21 protein-coding genes are annotated in these 22,127 nt (G+C 60.5%); 12 read left to right on the forward strand and 9 right to left on the reverse strand.

Features of this window, described 5'->3' with window-relative positions; genetic code table 11:
• Positions 1 to 77 precede the first annotated feature (77 nt).
• Positions 78 to 1,223 carry a glycerate kinase gene (locus HU759_RS14905; RefSeq protein ID WP_186616903.1) on the forward strand — a complete coding sequence of 382 codons (1,146 nt, stop codon included), beginning with the start codon at positions 78 to 80 and terminating at the stop codon, positions 1,221 to 1,223.
• 81 nt (positions 1,224 to 1,304) lie between these two features.
• Positions 1,305 to 1,817, forward strand: coding sequence for a GNAT family N-acetyltransferase (locus HU759_RS14910; RefSeq protein ID WP_017135604.1), 513 nt, complete (start codon positions 1,305 to 1,307; stop codon positions 1,815 to 1,817).
• On the opposite strand, the gene HU759_RS14915 is transcribed toward HU759_RS14910, so the two are convergent.
• Positions 1,814 to 2,506, reverse strand: coding sequence for an aspartate/glutamate racemase family protein (locus tag HU759_RS14915; RefSeq protein WP_017135605.1), 693 nt, complete (start codon positions 2,504 to 2,506; stop codon positions 1,814 to 1,816). The two genes, HU759_RS14910 and HU759_RS14915, sit on opposite strands and share 4 nt — an antisense overlap.
• Positions 2,507 to 2,677: 171 nt before the next feature.
• Here HU759_RS14915 and HU759_RS14920 point away from each other — a divergent pair, with 171 nt between their 5' ends.
• The 6 genes from HU759_RS14920 to xylB all read left to right on the forward strand — a co-directional run bounded on the left by HU759_RS14920 (position 2,678) and on the right by xylB (position 9,338).
• Positions 2,678 to 3,172, forward strand: a complete 495-nt coding sequence (locus tag HU759_RS14920; RefSeq protein WP_169985987.1) for a hypothetical protein — start codon at positions 2,678 to 2,680, stop codon at positions 3,170 to 3,172.
• A 215-nt stretch (positions 3,173 to 3,387) separates the two neighbouring features.
• Positions 3,388 to 4,920 (forward strand): sugar ABC transporter ATP-binding protein, encoded by a 1,533-nt coding sequence (locus HU759_RS14925; RefSeq protein ID WP_138449494.1) that lies wholly within the window; start codon positions 3,388 to 3,390, stop codon positions 4,918 to 4,920.
• The gene (locus tag HU759_RS14930; RefSeq protein ID WP_017135608.1) at positions 4,913 to 5,890 is read left to right on the forward strand and encodes a sugar ABC transporter permease; all 978 of its coding nucleotides are present in this window, start codon (positions 4,913 to 4,915) and stop codon (positions 5,888 to 5,890) included. Before HU759_RS14925 ends, HU759_RS14930 begins: the two co-directional genes overlap by 8 nt.
• Before the next feature lie 33 nt (positions 5,891 to 5,923).
• Entirely contained in the window at positions 5,924 to 6,856 is a 933-nt protein-coding gene (locus HU759_RS14935; RefSeq protein WP_186616902.1) for an ABC transporter substrate-binding protein, read from the forward strand.
• A gap of 18 nt (positions 6,857 to 6,874) precedes the next feature.
• The gene (locus tag HU759_RS14940) at positions 6,875 to 7,876 is read left to right on the forward strand and encodes a LacI family DNA-binding transcriptional regulator (RefSeq protein WP_186616901.1); all 1,002 of its coding nucleotides are present in this window, start codon (positions 6,875 to 6,877) and stop codon (positions 7,874 to 7,876) included.
• Between the two features lie 7 nt (positions 7,877 to 7,883).
• The gene (gene xylB / locus HU759_RS14945) at positions 7,884 to 9,338 is read left to right on the forward strand and encodes a xylulokinase (RefSeq protein ID WP_186616900.1); all 1,455 of its coding nucleotides are present in this window, start codon (positions 7,884 to 7,886) and stop codon (positions 9,336 to 9,338) included.
• Positions 9,339 to 9,552: 214 nt separating this feature from the next.
• On the opposite strand, the gene HU759_RS14950 is transcribed toward xylB, so the two are convergent.
• The 3 genes from HU759_RS14950 to HU759_RS14960 form a co-directional block, all read right to left on the reverse strand.
• Complete coding sequence (locus HU759_RS14950; protein ID WP_170037187.1) at positions 9,553 to 10,011, reverse strand: transposase; 459 nt, start codon at positions 10,009 to 10,011, stop codon at positions 9,553 to 9,555.
• Positions 10,012 to 10,281: 270 nt separating this feature from the next.
• Positions 10,282 to 11,139 carry an NmrA family NAD(P)-binding protein gene (locus HU759_RS14955; RefSeq protein ID WP_186616899.1) on the reverse strand — a complete coding sequence of 286 codons (858 nt, stop codon included), beginning with the start codon at positions 11,137 to 11,139 and terminating at the stop codon, positions 10,282 to 10,284.
• A 101-nt stretch (positions 11,140 to 11,240) separates the two neighbouring features.
• Complete coding sequence (locus HU759_RS14960) at positions 11,241 to 11,681, reverse strand: Lrp/AsnC family transcriptional regulator (RefSeq protein WP_186616898.1); 441 nt, start codon at positions 11,679 to 11,681, stop codon at positions 11,241 to 11,243.
• Between the two features lie 109 nt (positions 11,682 to 11,790).
• Between HU759_RS14960 and HU759_RS14965 the strand changes: the two genes are divergently transcribed.
• Positions 11,791 to 12,696, forward strand: coding sequence for a DMT family transporter (locus tag HU759_RS14965; protein ID WP_138449487.1), 906 nt, complete (start codon positions 11,791 to 11,793; stop codon positions 12,694 to 12,696).
• On the opposite strand, the gene HU759_RS14970 is transcribed toward HU759_RS14965, so the two are convergent.
• Both HU759_RS14970 and HU759_RS14975 read right to left on the reverse strand, forming a co-directional pair.
• Complete coding sequence (locus HU759_RS14970) at positions 12,674 to 14,653, reverse strand: U32 family peptidase (RefSeq protein WP_186616897.1); 1,980 nt, start codon at positions 14,651 to 14,653, stop codon at positions 12,674 to 12,676. The two genes, HU759_RS14965 and HU759_RS14970, sit on opposite strands and share 23 nt — an antisense overlap.
• A 195-nt stretch (positions 14,654 to 14,848) precedes the next feature.
• On the reverse strand, positions 14,849 to 15,229 hold the full coding sequence (locus HU759_RS14975) for a RidA family protein (protein ID WP_017135617.1): 381 nt from the start codon (positions 15,227 to 15,229) through the stop codon (positions 14,849 to 14,851).
• 148 nt (positions 15,230 to 15,377) lie between these two features.
• Between HU759_RS14975 and HU759_RS14980 the strand changes: the two genes are divergently transcribed.
• The gene (locus HU759_RS14980) at positions 15,378 to 16,175 is read left to right on the forward strand and encodes a hypothetical protein (RefSeq protein WP_186616896.1); all 798 of its coding nucleotides are present in this window, start codon (positions 15,378 to 15,380) and stop codon (positions 16,173 to 16,175) included.
• Between the two features lie 78 nt (positions 16,176 to 16,253).
• Here the strand turns inward: HU759_RS14980 and HU759_RS14985 are convergent, their stop codons facing one another.
• Entirely contained in the window at positions 16,254 to 17,576 is a 1,323-nt protein-coding gene (locus HU759_RS14985) for an OprD family porin (RefSeq protein WP_176992218.1), read from the reverse strand.
• Positions 17,577 to 18,278: 702 nt separating this feature from the next.
• On the opposite strand from HU759_RS14985, the gene HU759_RS14990 reads away from it, so the two are divergent.
• On the forward strand, positions 18,279 to 18,914 hold the full coding sequence (locus tag HU759_RS14990; RefSeq protein WP_138453387.1) for a hypothetical protein: 636 nt from the start codon (positions 18,279 to 18,281) through the stop codon (positions 18,912 to 18,914).
• Between the two features lie 58 nt (positions 18,915 to 18,972).
• On the opposite strand, the gene HU759_RS14995 is transcribed toward HU759_RS14990, so the two are convergent.
• Complete coding sequence (locus tag HU759_RS14995; RefSeq protein WP_017135623.1) at positions 18,973 to 19,842, reverse strand: oxaloacetate decarboxylase; 870 nt, start codon at positions 19,840 to 19,842, stop codon at positions 18,973 to 18,975.
• A 280-nt stretch (positions 19,843 to 20,122) separates the two neighbouring features.
• Here HU759_RS14995 and HU759_RS15000 point away from each other — a divergent pair, with 280 nt between their 5' ends.
• Entirely contained in the window at positions 20,123 to 21,064 is a 942-nt protein-coding gene (locus HU759_RS15000) for a cupin (RefSeq protein WP_169986001.1), read from the forward strand.
• Positions 21,065 to 21,201: 137 nt separating this feature from the next.
• On the opposite strand, the gene HU759_RS15005 is transcribed toward HU759_RS15000, so the two are convergent.
• Positions 21,202 to 22,098, reverse strand: a complete 897-nt coding sequence (locus tag HU759_RS15005) for a LysR family transcriptional regulator (protein WP_186616895.1) — start codon at positions 22,096 to 22,098, stop codon at positions 21,202 to 21,204.
• Between the last annotated feature and the right edge of the window lie 29 nt (positions 22,099 to 22,127).

Below are 22,127 nucleotides of genomic sequence, written 5' to 3' on the forward strand. Positions count from 1 at the left end.
CCGCACTTGTGCATCGGACCGGCGTCATTGTCGATGGCAACTGGCAGCATGGGCGTTATAAAAACCGGAGAAAGCCCATGAAAATCATCATCGCCCCCGACTCATTCAAGGACAGCCTGAGTGCCGAAGGCGTAGCCCAGGCGATTGCCGACGGCCTCGCGCAGGTGTGGCCGGATGCACAGGTAGTCCAGTGCCCGATGGCCGACGGCGGTGAAGGCACGGTGGACTCGGTTCTCGCCGCCTGCCATGGCGAGCTGCGTCGCGAAACGGTGAGCGGGCCACTGGGCGAGGCGGTGGAGGCACGCTGGGGCTGGCTTGCCGACAGCCATACCGCGATGATCGAAATGGCCGAAGCCAGTGGCTTGCAACGTGTACCGACGGGCCAGCGTGATGCTTGCATCAGCAGCACATTCGGCACCGGCGAGCTGATCCGCGCCGCCCTGGATGCCGGTGCGCAGCGCATCATCCTGGCGATTGGCGGCAGCGCCACCAACGACGGCGGCGCGGGCGCGATGCAGGCGCTTGGCGTGCAGTTGTTCGACGCTCAGGGTCTGGCCCTTGCGCCCGGCGGCCTGGCCTTGGCAAACCTGGCGAGCATCAGCCTGGAACACCTAGACCCACGTTTGGCCCAGGTGCGTTTTGAAATCGCGGCCGACGTCAACAATCCACTGTGCGGGCCGCAGGGCGCCTCTGCCATTTTCGGCCCACAAAAAGGCGCCAACCCACAGCAAGTCGAACAGCTTGACGCGGCGCTTGGGCACTTTGCCGATCACTGCGCCCAGGTGCTGCCCAAAGACGTGCGCGATGAACCGGGCAGCGGCGCGGCAGGCGGTTTGGGGTTTGCCGCCAAGGCCTTTCTCGGCGCACAGTTTCGTGCAGGCGTGGAGGTGGTCGCCGAGCTGGTCGGCCTGGACTCGGCCGTGCGTGGTGCGGACCTGGTCATCACTGGCGAAGGCCGCTTCGACGCCCAGACCTTGCGCGGCAAAACACCTTTTGGTGTGGCACGGATTGCTCAACGTCATGGCGTGCCGGTCATCGTGATTGCCGGCACCTTGGGCGAAGGCTATGAGCAAATGTACGCCCATGGTGTTGACGCCGCCTTCGCCTTGCCGTCAGGCCCGATGAGCCTGGAACAGGCTTGCAGCGAGGCGCCGCGTCTGTTGCGCGAGCGCGCGGCGGACATAGCGCGGGTATGGCGCACAGCGTTCAGCCAGCGCAGTTAACAAGCCAGCTCCCACCCTAGCCAGCATGCAACCTTGCCGCCTACACTGGCCGGCCACTTGTCTTTCATAGGATGAAACGCAATGCACACACCTGAACCCCATATCGTGATCCAGCGGTTTACCGAAGCCCACCTCGAAGGCGTCGCTGCGCTCTATAACGAACCGGCCGTGTGCCGTCAGGTGCTGCAAATGCCTTACCAATCGGTGGAGGCCTGGCGCAACAAGCTGGCGTTGGATAATGAGCGGCGGCTACAGCTGGTGGCGGTGCATGGCGGCGAGGTCATCGGCCAGCTTGGCCTGGAGCAGACCCTGCGGGTGCGGCGCAGCCATGTCGGCTCGTTCGGCATGGGCGTGGCCACGGCCTGGCAGGGCAAGGGTGTAGGTTCCAGGTTGTTGGCGGCCGCGCTGGACGTGGCGGACAACTGGATGAACCTGCACCGCGTGGAACTCACGGTGTACGCCGACAATCAAGCCGCGCAAGGCCTGTACCGAAAGTTCGGCTTCGAAGTCGAAGGCCTGTTGCGCGATTACGCTTTGCGTGATGGCAAGTTTGTCGACACCGTCAGCATGGCACGCCTGCGCCAATCGGCCTAATCCGCCAGTGCAAACGCCACCGCAGCCTGCGCATGCAGCTCGGTGGTGTCCAGCAACGGCAGGTGGCTGTGTTGTGGCTTGATCAGCAGGCCGATTTCCGTACAGCCAAGAATGATCGCCTGGGCACCCTGTGCCGCCAATGACTCGATCACGCGTTGATAAACCTGGCGCGAAGCCTCGCTGATCACCCCGACACACAACTCCTCATAAATGATCCGGTGCACGGCCTCACGCTCGCGCGCGTCGGGCACGAGTACGGTCAAGCCCTGCGCGGCCAGGCGGGCCTTGAGAAAGTCCTGCTCCATGGTGAACGCGGTGCCCAGCAGGCCGACCGTCAGGGTGCCGGCTTCGACCGCTGCCGCTCCCGCTGCATCGGCAATATGCAGGAACGGAATCGATACGGCCGCCTCGATACGCGGCGCCACCAAATGCATGGTGTTGGTACACAGCACCACACAGTCGGCGCCACCCGCTTGCAGGCGGCGCGCGGCGTCTTCGAGGATCAGCGCGGTGTCATCCCAGCGCCCGGCGTGCTGGGCTTGTTCCACCGGACCGAAGTCCACGCTGTACATCAACAGTTGCGCCGAGCGCAGCGGCCCGAGCTGGTCGCGCACCCGCTGGTTGATGATGCGGTAATACTCGGCGCTGGACTCCCAGCTCATGCCGCCGATAAGGCCGATGGTGCGCATGCGATGCTCCGGAACAGAAATGTTACCTCACCTTACCCACAGGCCACGGATTAGTCATACGCAGTTGCCGGCGAAATTACCGGTGCAGTTGCGCAGGCGTTAATCAAACGGTCAGCCGCCGCATCTGCCATGATCACCGCTCGCAACCTGGTTAACCCAAGGAAAATGGCAATGGACGATGTACAGCAACTGGGCGAGATGCTTCGTCATTACGCCGACAGCGAAGCGCATAAAAAACAGCAATTTGACCTGCAGTCAGCGCGCTGGGCACAAAAGCTCGGTGAGTTGTTCGGGCAGATCGAACAGTGGCTGGAACCGGTCAAGCGCGTTGGTTTGCTCGAGGTTCAGCGTGAAGCCTACGTCGCCAGCGGCCCGGGCCTGCCGGCCGAGAGTTCGACCTTCAAGACCGAAAAACTCACCGTGCATATCACCGGCAAGCCCGTGGAGTTTGTCCCGGAAGTGATGGGGGCCGGTGGTTTGATATCGGTGTCGGTGATGGGCCTTACCGCTGCTCGGCACGGCAGTGTGTCGCTGGTGTTGCCGGCCGATAAAAACGATTGGCTGTGGAAGAAAACCAATGGTTTGAAAGACCCGGACACCTTTGCCTTCGATGCCAACTTCCTGGCCACGCAACTGCAGAGCCTGATCCCGCGTGAGCGCGGCTGAAGGCTATTGGCTCGACCCGGTCAAATGTGGGCGTGGAGCGTCGGCGTGATCGGGTAATCATTTTCGGGCGCGCAGGGCGAATTTCTTCGTTTTGCGCTTGATGAAACGTTTAATCAAACAAAAAAATGCACGCGCAAGCGCTTGCGTACGGAAATGCATCTGGCATAGAGTCGGCAACACTCGATTACAAAAATAATAAATCCAGGAGCTCATCCATGAGCCTTGAACCCTTGCTTGAGATGCAGGGCATCAGCAAAACCTTTAATGGTTTGCGCGTGCTCAAGAATGTCGGCCTGAAGGTTTACCCCGGTGAAATCCACGCCTTGATGGGTGAGAACGGCGCCGGTAAGTCAACCTTGATGAAAATCCTTTCCGGCGCTTACCAGGCCGACCCCGGCGGCGAAATCCGCATCGACGGCCAGCCCGTCGCCACCTTCGACCCCGCCACAGCCAAGACCCTCGGCATCGCCGTGATCTACCAGGAACTGAGCCTGTGCCCAAACCTCAGCGTGGCCGAGAACATCTACCTGGGCCGCGAACTGCGGCGTGGCTGGACCATCGACCGCAAAGGTATGCAGGAAGGTTGCATCGAAGTGTTGCAACGCCTGGGCGCCGAGTTCAAACCCGCCACGCCCGTCAGCAACCTGTCGATTGCCGAGCGCCAATTGGTTGAAATCGCCCGCGCCCTGCATGCCCACGCACGCATTCTGGTGATGGACGAGCCGACCACGCCGCTGTCATCGCGCGAAACCGACCGCCTGTTTGCCTTGATCAAACAACTGCGCAGCCAGGGTCTGGCGATCATCTATATCAGCCACCGCATGGCCGAGATCTACGAGCTGTCGGACCGGGTGTCGGTGCTGCGCGACGGCCAGTACATCGGCGAACTGACCCGCGATGCGCTGTCGGCCGAAGTGCTGGTGAAGATGATGGTCGGCCGCGATCTGTCAGGCTTCTACAAGAAGGAACACGCCGCGTACAACCCCGGCAACGTGGTGATGCGTGTGCGCGACATGGCCGACGGCAAACGCGTGCGCCAGTGCAGTTTTGACCTGCATGCCGGTGAAGTGCTGGGCATTGCCGGGCTGGTCGGGGCAGGGCGCACGGAACTGGCACGGCTGATCTTCGGCGCCGACCCGCGCACTTGCGGCACCCTGGAAGTGGTCGGCAAGACCGTCACCCAACTGCGAAACCCGGCGGATGCGATTCGCGCAGGTGTCGTCTACCTCACCGAAGACCGCAAGGCTCAAGGCCTGTTCCTGGACATGAGCGTGGCCGACAACATCAACGTGTGCGCCTGTGTGCCGGATGCGCATGCCGGTGGCGTGCTGGACCGTGGGCACGCGGCGCAACGTGCCAATGATGCGATCAAGTCACTGTCGATTCGCGTGGCGTCGGGCAAGGTCAATGTCGGCGCACTGTCCGGCGGCAATCAACAAAAGGTGCTGTTGGCGCGGCTGCTGGAGGTCAAGCCGCATGTGCTGATCCTCGACGAGCCGACTCGCGGCGTGGACATCGGCTCCAAGTCCGAGATCTACCGCATCATCAATCAACTGGCGCTGGCCGGTGTGGGCATTGTGGTGATCTCCAGCGAGCTGCCGGAAATCATCGGCACCTGCGACCGTGTGCTGATCATGCGCGAAGGCCAGTTAGTGGCCGAAGTCGGCGGGGCTTCGGGCCACGTCATTTCCCAGGAACGAATTATCGACCTCGCCACTGGTGGCGATCAGGTGGCTGCCCATGGCTGATTCAATGATTGCAACAACTGGCAAGGCCGAACGCGTGCGTGAGCTGATGCGCACCGTCGGCATGCTGCCCGTGCTGGTCTTGCTGTTGGTGGGCTTTGCCCTGGCCAGCGAAAACTTCCTTACGGTGCAGAACCTGTCGATCATCACCCAGCAAGCCTCGGTGAATGTGGTGTTGGCGGCGGGCATGACCTTTGTGATCCTGACGGCGGGTATTGACCTGTCGGTGGGCGCGATTCTGGCGGCGTCTGCAGTGGTGGCCTTGCAGGCATCGATGTCGCCGCAGTTCGGGATGTTCGGGATTGCGGCGGGCATTGGTTTTGGCCTGTTGCTGGGCTTGGTCAACGGCGGGCTGATCGCTTTCATGCGGCTGCCGCCGTTTATCGTCACCCTGGGTGCGCTGACCGCCATGCGTGGCCTGGCGCGGTTATTGGCCGATGACAAGACCGTGTTCAACCCCGACCTGCCGTTTGCGTTTATCGGCAATGACTCCGTGCTCGGCGTGCCGTGGCTGGTGATCATCGCCGTGGCTGTGGTGCTGCTGTCCTGGTTCATATTGCGCCGCACCGTGATGGGCGTGCAGATCTATTCGGTGGGCGGCAACCCGGAGGCGGCGCGGCTGTCGGGCATCAAGGTGTGGAAAGTGCTGTTGTTTGTGTATGCCATGTCCGGCGCGCTGGCTGGGCTTGGCGCCGTGATGAGCGCCTCGCGGCTGTTCGCCGCCAACGGCCTGCAACTGGGGCAATCCTATGAGCTGGATGCCATTGCCGCGGTGATCCTGGGTGGCACCAGTTTTACCGGCGGCGTGGGCACCATCGGCGGCACGCTGATCGGCGCACTGATTATCGCGGTACTCACCAACGGCCTGGTGCTGCTGGGGGTATCGGATATCTGGCAGTACATCATCAAGGGCATCGTGATCATCGGCGCGGTGGCGCTGGATCGCTATCGCCAGTCCGGCGCACGAACCTGATACACCTCAACAACAATCACAAGAGAGACCGGTATGAACTTCAAACGTATCTTTCCCGTTATGGCCTTGGCTGCCCTGATGTCCCATGGCGTAGAGGCCCGCGAACTCAAAGCCCTGGGCATCAGCATGGGCTCGCTCGGCAACCCGTATTTCGTGACCCTGGCCGACGGCGCCACTGCGCGGGCCAAAGAGCTGAACCCTGCTGTGAAGGTCACCTCGGTGTCGGCCGACTATGACTTGAGCAAGCAGTTTTCCCAGATCGACAACTTCATCTCATCCAAGGTTGACCTGATCCTGCTCAATGCCGTCGACCCATCGGCCATGGCCTCGGCGATCAAGAAAGCCAGGGATGCGGGCATTGTGGTAGTGGCGGTGGATGTCGACGCCAAAGGCGTAAACGCCACGGTGCAAACTGACAATGTCGAAGCTGGCAAGCTGGCCTGCCAGTTCCTGGTGGACAAGCTGGCGGGCAAGGGCAATGTGATTATCCAGAACGGCCCGCAAGTGACCGCCGTGACCGACCGCGTCAAAGGCTGCAAAGCGGCATTGGCCGCTGCACCGGACATCAAGGTGCTGTCCGATGACCAGGACGGCAAAGGCTCACGCGAAGGTGGCTTGAATGTGATGCAGGGTTACCTCACGCGTTTCCCGAAAATCGACGGCTTGTTCGCGATCAATGACCCACAAGCCATCGGCAGCGACCTGGCGGCCAAACAGCTCAAGCGCAGCGGCATCATTATTACTTCGGTGGACGGTGCGCCGGATATCGAAAACGCGCTGAAGACCGACACCCAAATCCAGGCCTCTGCCAGCCAGGACCCTTGGGCCATGGCCCAGACTGCCGTCAACGTCGGCAATGACATTCTCAATGACAAAGCCCCGGCCGAAGCGGTTACCCTGCTCACGCCAAAACTGATCACCCGCGACAACGTTGCGACGTACAGCGGCTGGTCGAGTAAACATTGAGTTAAAGGGGAAAGCGTTGTGGTCACCATGGATGACGTGGCAAGCCGGGCCGGGGTGTCCACCTCGACCGTGTCCCACGTGTTGAACGGCACTCGCAAGGTCAGCCCGGCCACGGTGCAGGCGGTGCAGCGTGCGATCCAGGCGTTGGGCTATATCCCCAATACCCTGGCGCGCTCGCTGGCGCGTTCGAGCACCAATACCATTGGCGTGGCGATCTCGGCGCTGTCCAACCATTACTTCAGCGAAACCGTGCAAGCGATTGAAACCGAGTGCGTGCGCCACGGCTACATGATGCTGTTTGCCGACCCGCACGACGACCCGGAGCAGGAATTGCGGGTGGTCACGGCGCTGCATCACCGGCGGGTCGACGGGATTTTATTGGCGCCGTCGACCGGCTCCAGCGCGTTGGAATATCTGCAGGCCAACGAGATGCCGACGGTGCTGGTGGACCGCATGATGAGCGAGCAGTTTGATCAGGTTGGGGTGGAGAACACCCAGTCCACCCAGGCGCTGGTCGCACACTTGATTGAACATGGGCACCGGCGCATCGGCTTTATTGCCGGGCGCGAAGGGCTGAGCACTACCGATGAACGCGTGGCCGGTTACCGTGCGGCTTTACAAGCAGCGGGGCTGGTGTTCGACCCACAGTTACTGGTCAACGGTGGTTCCAACAGCGCGCCTGCGCGACAAGCAACCGCGCAGTTGTTGGCGTTACCGGTGCCACCCACGGCAATCATGGCCGGCAATAACCTGATGACGCTGGGCGCCATGCACGCTCTGCGTGACGCGCGCATCGAGGTGCCAGGCCAGATGGCCCTGGTGGGCTTTGATGATTTTGACTGGGCGGACTTCTTCGTGCCACGCCTGACCCTGATCGCCCAGCCGGTCAAGGAACTGGGCGCCCGCGCGGTGCATATGCTGCTGCAACGCATGGCCACGCCCGGCGCACCCACCCAAAGCGTGCGCCTGGCGCCGAGCCTGCAACGGCGTGACTCCTGTGGCTGTATTGAAGTGGAATAATCTACGTATGCGCAACCCTGTTTCCCTCGGCATAGACCTCGGCACGTCAGAGCTCAAGGCGATTTTGATGGACGTCGACGGCAGCGTGCTGGCCCACGTCGGTGTGCGCCTTGGCGTTTCACGGCGCCACAGCGGCTGGTCCGAACAGGCCCCCGAAGAGTGGTGGCAAGCCTGTTTGCAAGCGCTGGCGCAGCTGCGCGAGCATGCGGCGTTTGCCCGTGTGGCGTGCATCGGCCTGTCCGGGCAGATGCATGGCGCGGTATTGCTGGGCAAGGATGATCGTGTGCTGTACCCGGCTATCCTGTGGGATGACGCACGCGCGGTGGCCCAGGCCGCGCAACTGGGCAGCGGGTTTGCCGAACCCACCGGCAGCCTGCCAATGGCCGGGCTGACGGCGCCCAAACTGCTGTGGCTGCAACAGCATGAACCCGAGGTATTCAAGGCGATTGAGTGTGTGCTGTCGCCCAAGGATTACCTGCGGCTACGCCTGACAGGCGAGCGCATCAGCGATATGTCGGATGCCGCCGGCACCCTGTGGCTGGACGTCGCGCAGCGCGAATGGTTTGCGCCGATGCTCCACGCCACCGGCCTGACGTTGGCACACATGCCCCGGCTGGTGGAGGGCGGTGCGGCGAGCGGTGTACTGAATGTAAGCGGGTTGGGCCTGTCGCCCGAGGTGGTGATTGCCGGTGGTGGCGGCGATAACCCGGTGGCGGCGGTCGGCATCGGTGCGGTCAATGCCGGTGACGGCTTTATCACCTTGGGCACCAGCGCGGCCATCGTCGCCATCACCGACCACGCCGCCGGCAACCCGGCCAGTGCCGTGCACAGTTTCTGCCACGCCTTGCCCAACCGCTGGTACACCATGGGCGCCATGCTCGCCGGGGCCAGTTGCTTGCGCTGGGTGACGCGCTTGACCGGCCAGCCGGATGAACAAACATTGCTGGATCAGGTGCAGGCGCAGTTGCCCATCGAGCAGCCGGTGCCGCTGTCGACGCCGTTGTTTCTGCCGTACCTGGCCGGTGAACGCACGCCGCACAACGACCCGTTATTGCGCGGTGGGTTTATGAACCTGGGGCATGACTGCACCCCGGCGATGCTCGGTTATGCGGTGATGGAGGGCGTAGGTTTCGGCTTGCTCGATGCGCTGCGTGCGGTGCAATCGACCGGTGCCGACGTGACCGCCTGCGCCTTGGTCGGCGGCGGGGCCCGGAGTGCGTATTGGGCGCAGTTGCTGGCCAATATCCTCCAGCGGGAGATCTTCACGCTGCACGGCAGTGAATTGAGCGCGTCTGTGGGGGCGGCGAAGCTGGGGTTTATGGCGATTGGCATAGACCTGTTGGCGGCAGGGATGAGGGTGAAAATGCGCTACATCCCGGATATCCGGCAACAAATGACGCTGAAGGCCCGATACTGCAAATTCCAAGGCTTGCTGACTGCTGCAAAAGCGTTGCACGACTAACACTGCGAACACAGCTCTTGTGGCGAGCAGGCTTGCCCTGCGCTGGGGCGCGAAGCGGCCCCTATACCTGACGATGCAATACACCTGGAAATACGCGGTGACTGTTTTGGGGCTGCTGCGCAGCCCAACGCAGGGCAAGCCTGCTCGCCACAACAAGCCTGCTCGCCACAGGGAGCCTGTTTGCTAGAACAGGTCGGTGCATCCAGTAAGCTTTTTATAACCAGGCCGCATCCCATAACGGATAATCGCCAATGTGTTCCACCAGCCCGGCTCTTAGCGGGTTAGCAATGATATAGCGGGCCATTTTCAGAACATCTTCATCGGCTCGAACGGCGCGGTCATGGTAACCACGCTGCCAGAACCTTTCTCGACTGCCTCGGGCTCGATTGATGCTGAGTGTGCTGCGCGACTTGGTCTGGCGCATCACATCGCGCAGAGTTGAGTTGTTCAGGTCGAACAACCAATGAAAATGATCCGGCATCACCACCCACGCCAGTGAGTTGACCTGGCCCGCTTCGTGAGTTCGTTTAAATTCTGCGACCAACAAACGGCCTAGCTGGAAATCTCGAAACAAGGGCAGACGCTGATGTACCACGGCAGTGACCAAATAAGCACGACCGGTTTCTGAATAGCGGCCACGACGTAACAGATGGGAGTTGGGTTGAGGAGACACGCCGTTGTTCCTTGCATGAATAAGAGACTTTGACGCTAGCAGCGCAATTGGCCCAGCCCGGGAGACTTGCGTGTCCCGATATTTCTACCCCCATCCCCCTGTGTTGAATTGGCGTGTTGTGGCGAGCAGGCTTGCCCTGCGTTGGGGCGCGAAGCGGCCCCTGCATCTGACGATGCAATACACCTGGAAATACGCGGTGACTGTTTTAGGGCTGCTGCGCAGCCCAACGCAGGGCAAGCCTGCTCGCCACGGGAAGCCTGTTTGCAATACTCAGTGGGTGTTATCCACCAGCTCGCGCAGTACGGTCAGCAACGATGTTTCCCCCTTAAGCACCTGCTCATGCTCAAAACAGATCCAGCCTTCATTGAATCCATCGACCATGCGCATACGTGGCAGTGGGTTCTGAGCGCCCTGGGCGCGCAACAAGGCTTCCCAGGTGTCACGCGCCACCCCTTCAGCGTGCACGTCGCGGCCGAGCACCTGTGACAAGCCTTGGGCGATGTCGTTGGGGCTGACCCATTGGCCTTCCAGTTCAACCACCCGATGGCCGGCCCACGCCTGTTGCAGCAACTGCGCGGCGAGGGTGCCGATATCCGCCGTGGCGATCATCGGCACCGACTTGTCCAGAGGTTGCAGAAAGCTGTGGATCACGCCGGTTTCCCGCGCAGCAATCAGGTCGTACGCCGCATTTTCCATAAACCACGCGGGGCGCAGGAAGGTGACCGGGAGGTCCAGCGCGCTCAGGGCCTGTTCCATCAGGGTGCGTTGGGTCAGCAAGTTGACCTCAGTAGCCTGGGCACCGATGGTCGAGAGGCACAGCACCTTGTTCGGCGCAGCTGCCTGCAACGCCTGGCTGACTGCGGCAATCACCGCACGGGCTTCGGGAAAACCCGGCTGCGGATCAAACCCGGGAGGCGGCAGGATAAACACGCCGGTTGCGCCCATGAACGCTTCGGTTAATGCCTGTGCGTCGTCCATCTGCGCAAACACTACTTCGCAACCTTGATCGGCCCAAAAAGCTGCTTTGCCCGCATCGCGAATCACCGCGCGCACCGGCTGGCCAGCTTTGATGAGGTTACGCGCGAGTGCGCCGCCGACTTTGCCGGTAATACCCGTAATCACATACATGAGCTTTATACCTGTGGTTTCCATTGAGTGGAGCCCAGCATAAAGATCGGCCAGTGATGACAGAATAGCGATTGCGTCACTGCTTTAATGACGCAAAATCACTAATCGGCGAGAGGCGGCAAACGGCGTTTTACCGGGGTTTTCTTGACGATGGCCGTGTTGGTTTCGGCATAGGCGTTGAGGCGGTCGAGCAAGCTGTCGAGCTGGTCCATGGTGCGCACATGCAGGCGCGCGATAAAGCAGTCGTCACCGGTGACCTTGTCGCATTCGGTGAACTCGGGTATCGCCTGGATCTGGCGCTCCACCTCCTGCAACTTGCCGGGCAGGGGGCGGATACGCACGATGGCTTGCAGCAGGTAGCCGAAGTGTTTGGGGTCAATATCAACCGTGTAGTGGGTGAGCACGCCGCGCTCTTCAAGGCGTCGCAAGCGCTCGCCGACACTGGGCGATGACAGCCCGGTAATGCCCGCCAAGGTCTTGAGCGACAGGCGCGAGTCGTCCATCAAGGCGCTGATCAGTTGCTGGTCGATGGTGTCAATCATGCTGCCTGCCTAATAACAAAAGGTGAATAAAGGGTTTTGCCTTTTTTAGTCGCTGGAGCCGCTGACCAGCAGATTGCCATAATTGCGCCTCACTTGAGGAGCTTTCATCGTGGACACATCTATCCGTCGCGGGTCGTGGGAAATGGTCGCCGCCATGCTGATCTCGGGCACCATTGGCTGGTTTGTATTGGTCTCTGGTGTATCGGTGATCGAGGTGGTGTTCTGGCGCTGCGTGATCGGCGCACTGGCCTTGTTGCTGGTCTGCGCATTGTTGGGTTATCTGCGCCTGGAATTGCTCACCTGGGCCAAGTTCGGCTTGGCGATGCTCAGTGGCGTGGCCATCGTCGGCAACTGGCTGCTGTTGTTCGAATCCTATTCCCACGCCTCAATTGCCATCAGCACGGCGGTCTACAACGTGCAGCCGTTTATGTTGGTGATGCTGGCCGCGGTATTTCTCGGTGAGAAAATCACCGTGCAGAAAATGGCGTGGTTGAGCGTCGCGTTCCTCGGCATGTTGGCGATTGTCACCGCCCATGGTGAGCAGCAAAGCGGTGGCGAGGCTTACCTTGCGGGTATTGCGCTGGCCTTGGGGGCGGCATTTTTGTATGCGATTGCCGCGCTGATCATCAAGCGCCTGAAGGAAGTGCCGCCGCATTTGATGGCGTTGATCCAGGTGACAACCGGCGCACTGTTACTCGCGCCGCTGGTGCCCTGGAACAGCCTGCCGGTGTCAACCAATGCGTGGGCTGCACTGGTGACGCTTGGGGTGGTACACACCGGTTTGATGTACGTGTTGTTGTACGGCGCGATCCAGAAACTGCCCACCGCCATCACCGGGGCACTGTCGTTTATCTATCCGATTGCGGCGATTTTTGTTGACTGGATTGCGTTCGGCCATCGCCTGGGCTGGCTGCAATGGCTGGGCGTGGCCGCAATCCTGCTGGCGGCAGCGGGGTTGCAGCGGGGCTGGTGGTGGCCCCGCGCCCCAAGGGCTAGTGCGTGCCCTGAAAGATGATGTTTTCCGGGTTGAAATGCTCCACCTTACTGCCCGGCTGCGGCAGCCCAAGGATATGCCCCTTGATCTTGCCCACCACGTGCATCTCGCATGGCTTGCAGTCGAACTTGAGGGTCAGCACTTCGTCGCCGTGAATCAACTGCATCGGCGCCACCTTGGTTTTCACGCCGGTCACACCCTTGGCCTGTTTAGGGCACAGGTTGAACGAGAAACGCAGGCAGTGCTTGGTGATCATCACCGGCACCTCGCCGGTTTCTTCGTGGGCTTCGAAGGCCGCGTCGATCAGCTTGACGCCGTGACGGTGATAAAAATCACGGGCCTTCTGGTTGTAGACGTTGGCCAGGAACGACAGGTGCGCTTCCGGGTAGACCGGCGGCGGTGAGGTTTCAGCTTTGCGCCCGCCACGCGGGTGCGCGGCAACGCGTGCGGCAGTCAGTGCTTCGATCACTTCACGGCGCAAGGCCTTGAGCTGCGAGTTGGGGATGAAGAACGCCTGCGGCGCATCCAGCTCGATGTGCGTGGCGTGGTACTCGGTGGTGCCGAGTTGGCCAAGCAGGTCGCGCAGGGTGTCGAGCGCCTGTTCCGGCTTGTTGGCCACGCCAAACGGGCCGGGCAGGGTGACGCTGGCGCTGATGCCTTCTTCGCTGGTGGCGGTGACTTCAAGCTGGTCTTCACGCAGACGTGCCACCCAGGCCAGGCCGATGCGGCGCTCGGCGGAGGTTTTGAGCAGCGCTTGTTGCCAGTTATGGTCGAGGTTGCGGTTCAGCGGATGGTTCGGGCGCAGTTGATGCAATCCGGCCGGCATTTCATTCGGCTCGACGCGGTAGCGATAGCGCTTCTCACCGTCCTCCTCAAATTCGCCTTTAGGCTCGGCGATATTGGCGCGGAACCCCACGACCTCGCGTTTGACCAGCACATTGAGGCCGTCGCCATTGGACAGCGGCTCATAGGTGACCACCTGCAAGTCGCGCTTGCCGGCTTTTTCCACCACACCCACCGGCAGGCCGGTAAAGGTTGGGGTATCGAAGGCGCCGATGTCGACCTTGCGGTCGGTGACAAAATAGTCGGTGCTGCCACGGTGGAAGGTTTTTTCCGGGTCGGGCAGGAAGAAGTGCGCGGTACGGCCGCTGGAGGCACGGGCCAGGTCCGTGCGGTCTTCGAGCACATCATCAAGGCGCTGGCGGTAATAGGCGGTGATGTTCTTCACATAGCCCATGTCCTTGTAGCGACCTTCGATCTTGAACGAACGCACGCCGGCTTCGACCAGGGCGCGGATGTTGGCGCTCTGGTTATTGTCTTTCATCGACAGCAGGTGCTTTTCAAAGGCCACGACGCGGCCCTGGTCATCTTTCAAGGTGTATGGCAGGCGGCAGGCCTGGGAGCAGTCGCCACGGTTGGCGCTGCGGCCATTTTGTGCGTGGGAGATATTGCACTGCCCGGAGAACGCCACGCACAACGCACCGTGAATGAAGAACTCGATGGCGGCATCGGTCTCGTCGGCGATGGCGCGGATCTCTTGCAGGTTCAGCTCACGGGCCAATACCAACTGCGAGAAACCGGCCTGGTCGAGAAACTTGGCGCGGGCCAGGGTGCGGATATCGGTCTGGGTGCTGGCATGCAGCTCGATGGGCGGAATATCCAGCTCCATCACGCCCAGGTCTTGCACGATCAAGGCATCGACCCCGGCGTCGTAGAGCTGATGGATCAGCTTGCGCGCAGGCTCCAGCTCGTTGTCATGCAGGATGGTGTTGATGGTGGTGAACACGCGGGCGTGGTAACGGCGGGCGAATTCGACCAATTGAGCGATATCGCTCACCTCATTACACGCATTATGGCGTGCGCCGAAGCTTGGGCCGCCGATGTAGATGGCGTCGGCGCCATGCAAGATAGCCTCGCGCGCGATGGCGACATCACGGGCAGGGCTGAGCAATTCCAGGTGGTGCTTGGGCAAGGACATAGTTTTTTTAGTCAGGCTTGTCACGGTTGAGGCGCGCATTGTAGCTGTGAAATGACTGACCGGCATCTACCGCAGGGCTGTCATGTAGGAACTGGCTTGCCTGCGATGCAGGCAACCCGGTACATCAGGCATACCGAGGTGATGCCATCGCAGGCAAGCCAGCTCCCACAGTGGATGTGTGCTGAGGCTTGGAACTCAGGCTTTGGCGGCCATCGCGGTGACTTCCACACGCATGCCTTCTACCGCCAAGGCAGCCACGCCAACGGCGGCACGAACAGGCCAGGGCTTGGCGAAAAAGCGTTTGTAGACTTCGTTGAATGCCGCGCGGTCAGCCATGTCGGTGAGGTAGATGGTCAGGTGCATCACCCGGTCCATGGAGCTGCCGGCTTTCTCCAGCGCGACCTTCAGCGCTTGCAGGGTGCATTCGCTTTGCAGGGTGATATCGCCCAGTTCCAGGCTGCCGTCGGCGTGCGTCGGGATTTGGGTGGAAACCAGGATGCCATTGAAGCCGATGACGTCGCTGGAGATGGAGTCGGCATCCGGGTCGGGGGTGAAGGACAGGTCGTGGTTGGCCATGGGCGCCTCATAAAAGTTTGAACGAACGTTGGCGCGCAGTTTAAACACAGGGGACGGCAAGGTCACGGCGTCCGTTGCGGTGGTCGTTCACAACGTTGATGGGTAAGCTGGTGTGCTAAACAACGTTAAGTGAACGGAAGCACACCTAATGGCAAAAGAACTGATGACGGTGGCAGTGTGTTGGGACATGGATGCGAAGGTGTCAGCCAGCTTTGCCCATAGCGACAGAGAACTCTTCTATTTTTGCGATTGTTGCCTCGAAGAAGTTGTAGCTTCAATTTCGAAAAGGAATAACTTTTTTTTCAAAGCCCTGAATTCACACGAGCCGGGCTGCGCCCACGAAAAGGAGAAAACTCAAGCGTCCGACGTTCCTGTGCAACTCACTCCAAGACCTGCCCATATAGCGCCGCCGTTGATTCCCAGTCATCTGGGCAAACTGGCCAAGCGACGTAAAGGAGCCAAGCCTTCGCAGATGCAAAAGCAGGCTTTGGTAGCGCAGGTAAGTAAGGCGCCTGCCATGCACCCGGGCACATTGGCCGAAGTGGTCGACGCATGGTCCGCAATGTCAGTGAGTAAACATCAGCAAGTGCCGTTATCGATCGCCGGGCAACAACTGACTTACTTCGATGCTTTCGCTCAGATGAACGCATCCCAAAAGAACATTGCGCTGCTGGGATGTGATCAGAAGGTCATGTATGCCCAAGCGACTGCCACTGCCCTGGACAAAGCCATCTTGGTCGTGACTTGGCTGAAGTTCGAGACAGCCAATAAGCCCGTGCCCATCCGTGTGAAAATCAAACCCAATGACCCTGTGGCTGAAGGCTGGACCAGTGGCCAGCACGTGAGATTATTCCTGCATGGTCCTGTTCCTACGCTCAATGCTCAGCAGACTTACTATGAAATGCAGCCGTCCACCGATTACAGCGGGTTCATTGTCAGGTCGTGAGACGTTTGAAAACGTGCTGCACAGCCCCAGACCGGTCTGCGCGGGCCACGAAACCATCGGCCCGCGCATCCAAGTCACTTACAACAGAGTAAACGGATAGTCGACGATCACCCGCAGCTCATTCAACTTGCCGTCGCGTTGGTCGGCGTTGGATGAAACCATGGCGTCACGCACACGAAACGACAGGTTCTTCGCCGGGCCGCTTTGCAGTACGTATTTGGCTTCCACATCGGTCTCGTGGTGGTCGCCGTCGGCGCCATAGTCGCCGGCGTAGGCACTGTTGGTCGGGGTGTGGGTGCCGTTGATGTCCGAGCCGTTGACGTAGCGGGTCATGAAGCTCAGGCCCGGTACGCCGTAGCTGGCCATGTTCAGGTCATAACGAATGCCCCACGACTGTTCACCCGGCCCGTTGAAGTCGCCCCACTGGATCGAGTTGGCCAGGAACACCGAGTCGCCGCCTTCGCCCGCGCCGTTGTTGCCGGTACCGATGTAGTCGAACGGCGTGTCGCCGTGGACTTTCTGGAACGACAGCGTCAGGGTATGCGCCGCCAGGAACGAGTAGGCCGCCGCCACCGAGTAGGTGGTGTTGTTGATGGCCCCGGCCTTGGCGCTGCCGGTGTCGAGGGTGCGGTACAGGTTGCCGTCCAGCGCGAGTGACTGGTCATGCCCCAGTGGGATCACGTAGTTGAGGTTGGTGTAGTACTGGCGCCAGATGTCTTCCAGCTCACCGGCATACAGGGTCGCGCTCAACGATGGGGTAAAGGTGTATTTGCCGCCGACAAAACTTGCGCTGTTGGCCGCTACGTTGGCGTAGGTCGCGTAGATATCGTGGTCATGGTTGCTGGTCATGCCGCTGTTGGTGCTGGTGAAGTGCCCGGCTTCCAGGTCCAGGCCTGCGATTTCGCTGCTGGTCAGGTCAAACCCGGTCGCGGTCTGCGGCAGAATGCGCGTGCCGCCGGTGGCGAATACCGGCGCGGTGGGTTGCATGTCACCGAATTTAAGCTGGGTTTTGGAAACCTTGATCTTTACCGCAGCGCCCACTGAGCCATAGCCATTTTCCGGGTCGCCATTGCGGTTGGTCGGTAATTCACCGGTGCCGGCATCGGCGTGGGTGGCGTCGAGTTTCATCGCGCCGTAGGCGTAGGCATCCACGCCAAAACCGATGGTGCCCTGGGTAAAGCCCGAGGCGTAGTTGAGCATCGCGCCTTGGGTCCAGTCGCGGTTGTCGGCCTTACCACTTTGGCGGTCGCGGTCAAAGTAATAGTTGCGCAACAGCCCGGTAATGCTACTGCCGTCGATAAAGCCTTTGGAATCGGCCTGGTCGCTGACCGACTCGGCGAGGGCCGCTTGGCTGATACTGGCGCACACCGCCAGCGTTAACAGGCTCCACTGTTTGATCATGTTGTTAGTTCCCCGGAATAATTAACGCGTGCACAGAAACACCGCATGCTTGGATAGCGCTTAAGGTTGTATGGCAGATGTTTCAGGTGAGCGTAATGCTGTTTTTATTGTGCTCGACGTGGTTGTCGAAGCTGATTTTTATCATATTTTTCGAGGGCTGCAGCGGTGCCGAGGATTAAACTCGATTAATTAAACTTCACCTCTTTTAATGTCCCATGGGTGTAGCGTTGACAGGGTCTTAGCCGCTCTGCTTCGACAAAACCTTTGGTTTGCCGCCGCAGGCTCTGCGGCGGATTTTTTAAGCTGATATCAATAAATATATATCCATGTTGATACTTCTAAGTCGCCATCAGTAGTGGCGATATGCTTGCGCGCGCCTAATTATTTTGTTTGTAACAAGACTGTTGCACTTACGCTCCAATAATCCTTCCCAGAGTGGCGTGAAAGACACACTGCGAGAAGGTGGACGTGGGAAATCCCAACGCCAATTACTGACGCAAGGCGCAACACCATCACTGTGGCGAGGGAGCTTGCTCCCGCTGGACTGCGCAGCAGGCCCGTTTTTCAGGGACGCTTCGCGCCCCAGCGGGAGCAAGCTCCCTCGCCACAATGGTTGCCTGTTTTACTTGGGTTGCAGTTGCGGCGCAGAACCCATGCCCTATCATGGCGCCCATCATCCTCTCTGAAAGGACCAGAGGCCTCATGAAAAAAGCGTCATGTATCCTGCTCGCTACCGTTTTATTGGGGCTTAGTGCCTCAGCGCTGGCGGCCGAAGGTTTTATTGGCACCGGCATCAATACAGGGAACGGTTATGAGCCGGACGGCCACGGCGGCCTTAGAGGTACCGGGGGAAACCTGGGCGGTGACTACGCGCTGCAAGAAGATGGATCACTCAGGGGCACCGGTAAAAATATGGGCAAAGGCTATATTCCCGCCGATGACGGTGGCCTCAAAGGCATCGGCTACAACAATGGCCGCGGGTTCAGCCCGGACGGTTCGGGCGGGTACAAGGGCACAGGTTTTAACTCAGGTGAGGATTACCGGTCTGACGGCAAAGGCTATTTCCGTGGCGACGGCAAGGCCTCAGGCGCCAGCTGGCGCTCCGATGGCAACGGCGGGTATGAGGGCACCGGCGAGTACCGCAAGCGTGGGTACAAGTCCGATGGTCGGGGCGGCTATGTAGGCACCGGCAAGAACGAGGGCAGGGGGCTTGAGTCCGATGGTCGCGGTGGCTTTATCGGCACCGGCTTGAATGCGGGGGGCGGCTGGGAGCCGGATGGAGACGGTGGCTACAAAGGCACGGGCAATAATCGCGGGGAACGCTGGAGGATTGATTGAAGCAGCCCTCACCGTGAGTATCCGGTGCTGATTGCAACAATCAGCACCGTTGCGGCAATTACTCTTTAACGTCCATGAACTCTTCAGCCCACGCCACATAACTTTCCGGCAACGTGTAGGTATGGGTCAGCTCCGTAGCGCTGAGGTTGGACGTGCTGCTGGTCAGCTTGCGCTGGGCGCGCAGGCTGTCGTAAGTGGCCTTGATCGACGCAAAGTAGGCGCCGTGGCCGGCCACCACGATGCGCACGCCCAGGGCCGCCAGACGCTCACTGTCATTGAGCTGCGGGTTGCCGTAGGTCACCAGCATCAACGGCACCGTCAGGTTGGCGGCGATCTGCTCAAGGTGGTCGAAGTCTTTGACGCCAACCATGCAGATGCCGTCGGCGCCGGCTTTCTCATAGGCCTTGGTGCGTGCGATCACATCTTCGGTCGGCAGCACACCGGCGTTGGTGCGCGCGATGATCGACAGTTCAGGGTCGACACGCGCTTCAAGCGCCGCCTTCACTTTGCCGATCCCTTCTTCGACGGAAATCAGGTCGGTGGATTTGCGCCCGAACTGCGCCGGCAACAGTGTGTCTTCAATGGTCAGCGCGGCCACACCGGCACGCTCAAGCTCTTCGACGGTGCGCATCACGTTCAAGGCGTTGCCGTAACCGTGGTCGGCGTCAGCAATAAACGGCAGTTGGGCGACGCGGCCGATGCGGGTGGCCTGTTCAACGAACTCACTCAGTGTGATCAACGCAAAATCGGGGGCTGCAAGTACCTGCAACGAGGCGACCGAACCACCGAGGATACCGACTTCAAACCCCAGGTCGGCGGCGATGCGCGCGGACATGGGGTCGAAGACGGAGGCGGTTTCAACGCAGATTTGTTTTGCAAGCAGTTCACGGAAGTTGCGGCGCAACGCTGAGTGAGAAATCTTTGGCATGTTCTTTCCTGGCTTTGGTCATCGTCATGTGACGATCAATGTCTATTCGTGGTGGCGCCAAGATTACCACGCAGAGGAACCTGGGATTATGACGTTTGAGCATGAGACAGGCGCCGAACACATGGATCATCGGTTCACGCTCAGGCGCTGGACAGGCCGATTGCACCGTCGCGGGGCAAAGCCGCCCCATCCTGCACAACTGCTGTGCCGGCGGAGTGCTTAATCTCTACAAACGCGATGCCTATAGTGGATTCAAACCCGCCCAAGCCTGAGGTGAACCATGAACAGCGAGTTCAAACCCGACCTGACCGATACAGTGCCAAACGAGCAAGTGGACGCCGAGTACTTCGAGTACAGCAAGGCGGCCAACCCGATCAGCGCCAACCTGATTACCCGGATTCCCTACCACAGCTTCCCGGCCTCGCTCTACGACAGCGGCGCCTCGCGGGTGGTCGCGCTGGACCTCAGCCAAGCGCTGGGCTGTGAAGGCCCGGCGACCGGGCCAGGGTTGTGCGCCAATTTTATCCGGTTGAACGCCGGTGACGCCCTGGACCTGCACCCCAATGCGACCTCACAGGTGTTTTATGTCATCGCAGGCGAAGGCCGCGTGGTGCAGGGCGAACATGAGATCCAATGGTCGAGCGGTTGCTTTATCGCGCTGCCTGGCCTGCAGCCTGCGCGTTTCAGTGCGTCACAGGATGCACGCCTGTACTACGTGCATGATGAACCGCTGTTGCGCTACCTGGGCGTGACCCGCAGCACTGATCGCTTCGTGCCGACGCTGTACCCCGCCGCGCTGGCCAACCAGAAGCTGCGGGAAGCCGCGGATGACCCCCGCGCCCAGGACCGCAGCCGCATCAGCATTTTGCTGGGCAACCGCAATTTCCCCCAGACCCGAACCGTCACGCATGTGCTCTGGGCCATGTACGGCATTCTGCCGGCGGGCTCGATCCAGAAGCCGCACCGGCACCAGTCGATTGCGCTGGACTTCATTATCGACTGCCCCAAGGGCTGTTACTCATTGGTGGGCACTGAGCTGGACGCTGATGGCCAGATACGTAATCCGGTGCGGGTGGACTGGTCGCCGGGGCTGGCGTTCGTGACACCGCCGGGTTACTGGCATGCGCACTTCAATGAGTCAGACACCGAGGCATTCCTGATCCCTATCCAGGATGCAGGGCTGCAAACCTACCTGCGGGCGCTGGATATCCGCTTCAGCTGACAGTACTCGGTCAAAATGTGGGAGCTGGCTTGCCTGCGATTGCATCAACTCGGTATGCCTGATGTACCGAGGTGCTAGCATCGCAGGCAAGCCAGCTCCCACAGGTTTTGCTTTAGTGCCAGCCGCTCAGGTCGGCCTTATTTCCAATAGGGCGTTTCACCCAGCTGCTCGACGACAAAGTCGATAAAACAGCGCACCTTGGACGACACGATCCGCTTGGGCGGGTAGACAAACCACACCGCAAACGCCTGTTCAGCCCCCAGAATGCTCCAGTGCGGCAACCAGACCTGCAACTCACCCGCCTCAACGCTTTTGCTCACCAGCCAATCAGGCAGCAAGGCAAAGCCCAGGCCTTGGCGTGCAGCGAGCAACTGCGCGTCCAGGTCGTTGATGCGGATACAGTCGCCGTATACCAGCGGCAAGACTTCACCACCGGCCTCGAAGGCAACATCATGCGTGCTCAGGATGGCGGGCAGGCCGGACAGGTCTGCCGGAGTCGCTGGGGCCGCGTACTGCTCACAAAACCCCGGGCTGGCCACCAGCAGGTACTTTCCCGCGCAGATCTTGCGCGCCTTGAGCGTGGAGTCGGGCAGGGCGCCAATCCGAATGGCCAGGTCAACGCCTGAATGAATCAGGTTGACTTGGGCGTTATCCAGCACCAATTCCAGCTTGATTTGCGGGTAGCGCGCCAGGAACACGTTCAAGACCGGCAGGATATGGTGCCGGGCAAACGCCGGTGGCAAATTGAGCTTGAGCACCCCACGGGGTTGCTGGTTGAGCGCCGAGGTCGCCGCCTTGGCTTGCTCCAGCTCATCCAGCACACGGCGGGCGTGCAGCAGAAACGTCTGGCCGCCTTCGGTCAGGTGCAGCGTGCGTGTCGAGCGGTTGAACAGGGCGATGCCCAAGTCCTGCTCAAGATCCTTCACATAGCGCGAGACGGTAGACGCCTTGATGCCCAGTCGCTCAGCCGCCCGGGAGAAATTATTGCCTTCGGCGGCCTCGACAAAGGCGGTTAGCGCAGCGAAATAATCCAAGTGCCGCCTCGGTGGTCAGCGTGGGTGAG

Origin of the sequence: Pseudomonas sp. OE 28.3 (genome assembly GCF_014268205.2) — a bacterium.
GTDB classification, from domain to species: Bacteria; Pseudomonadota; Gammaproteobacteria; order Pseudomonadales; family Pseudomonadaceae; genus Aquipseudomonas; species Aquipseudomonas edaphica.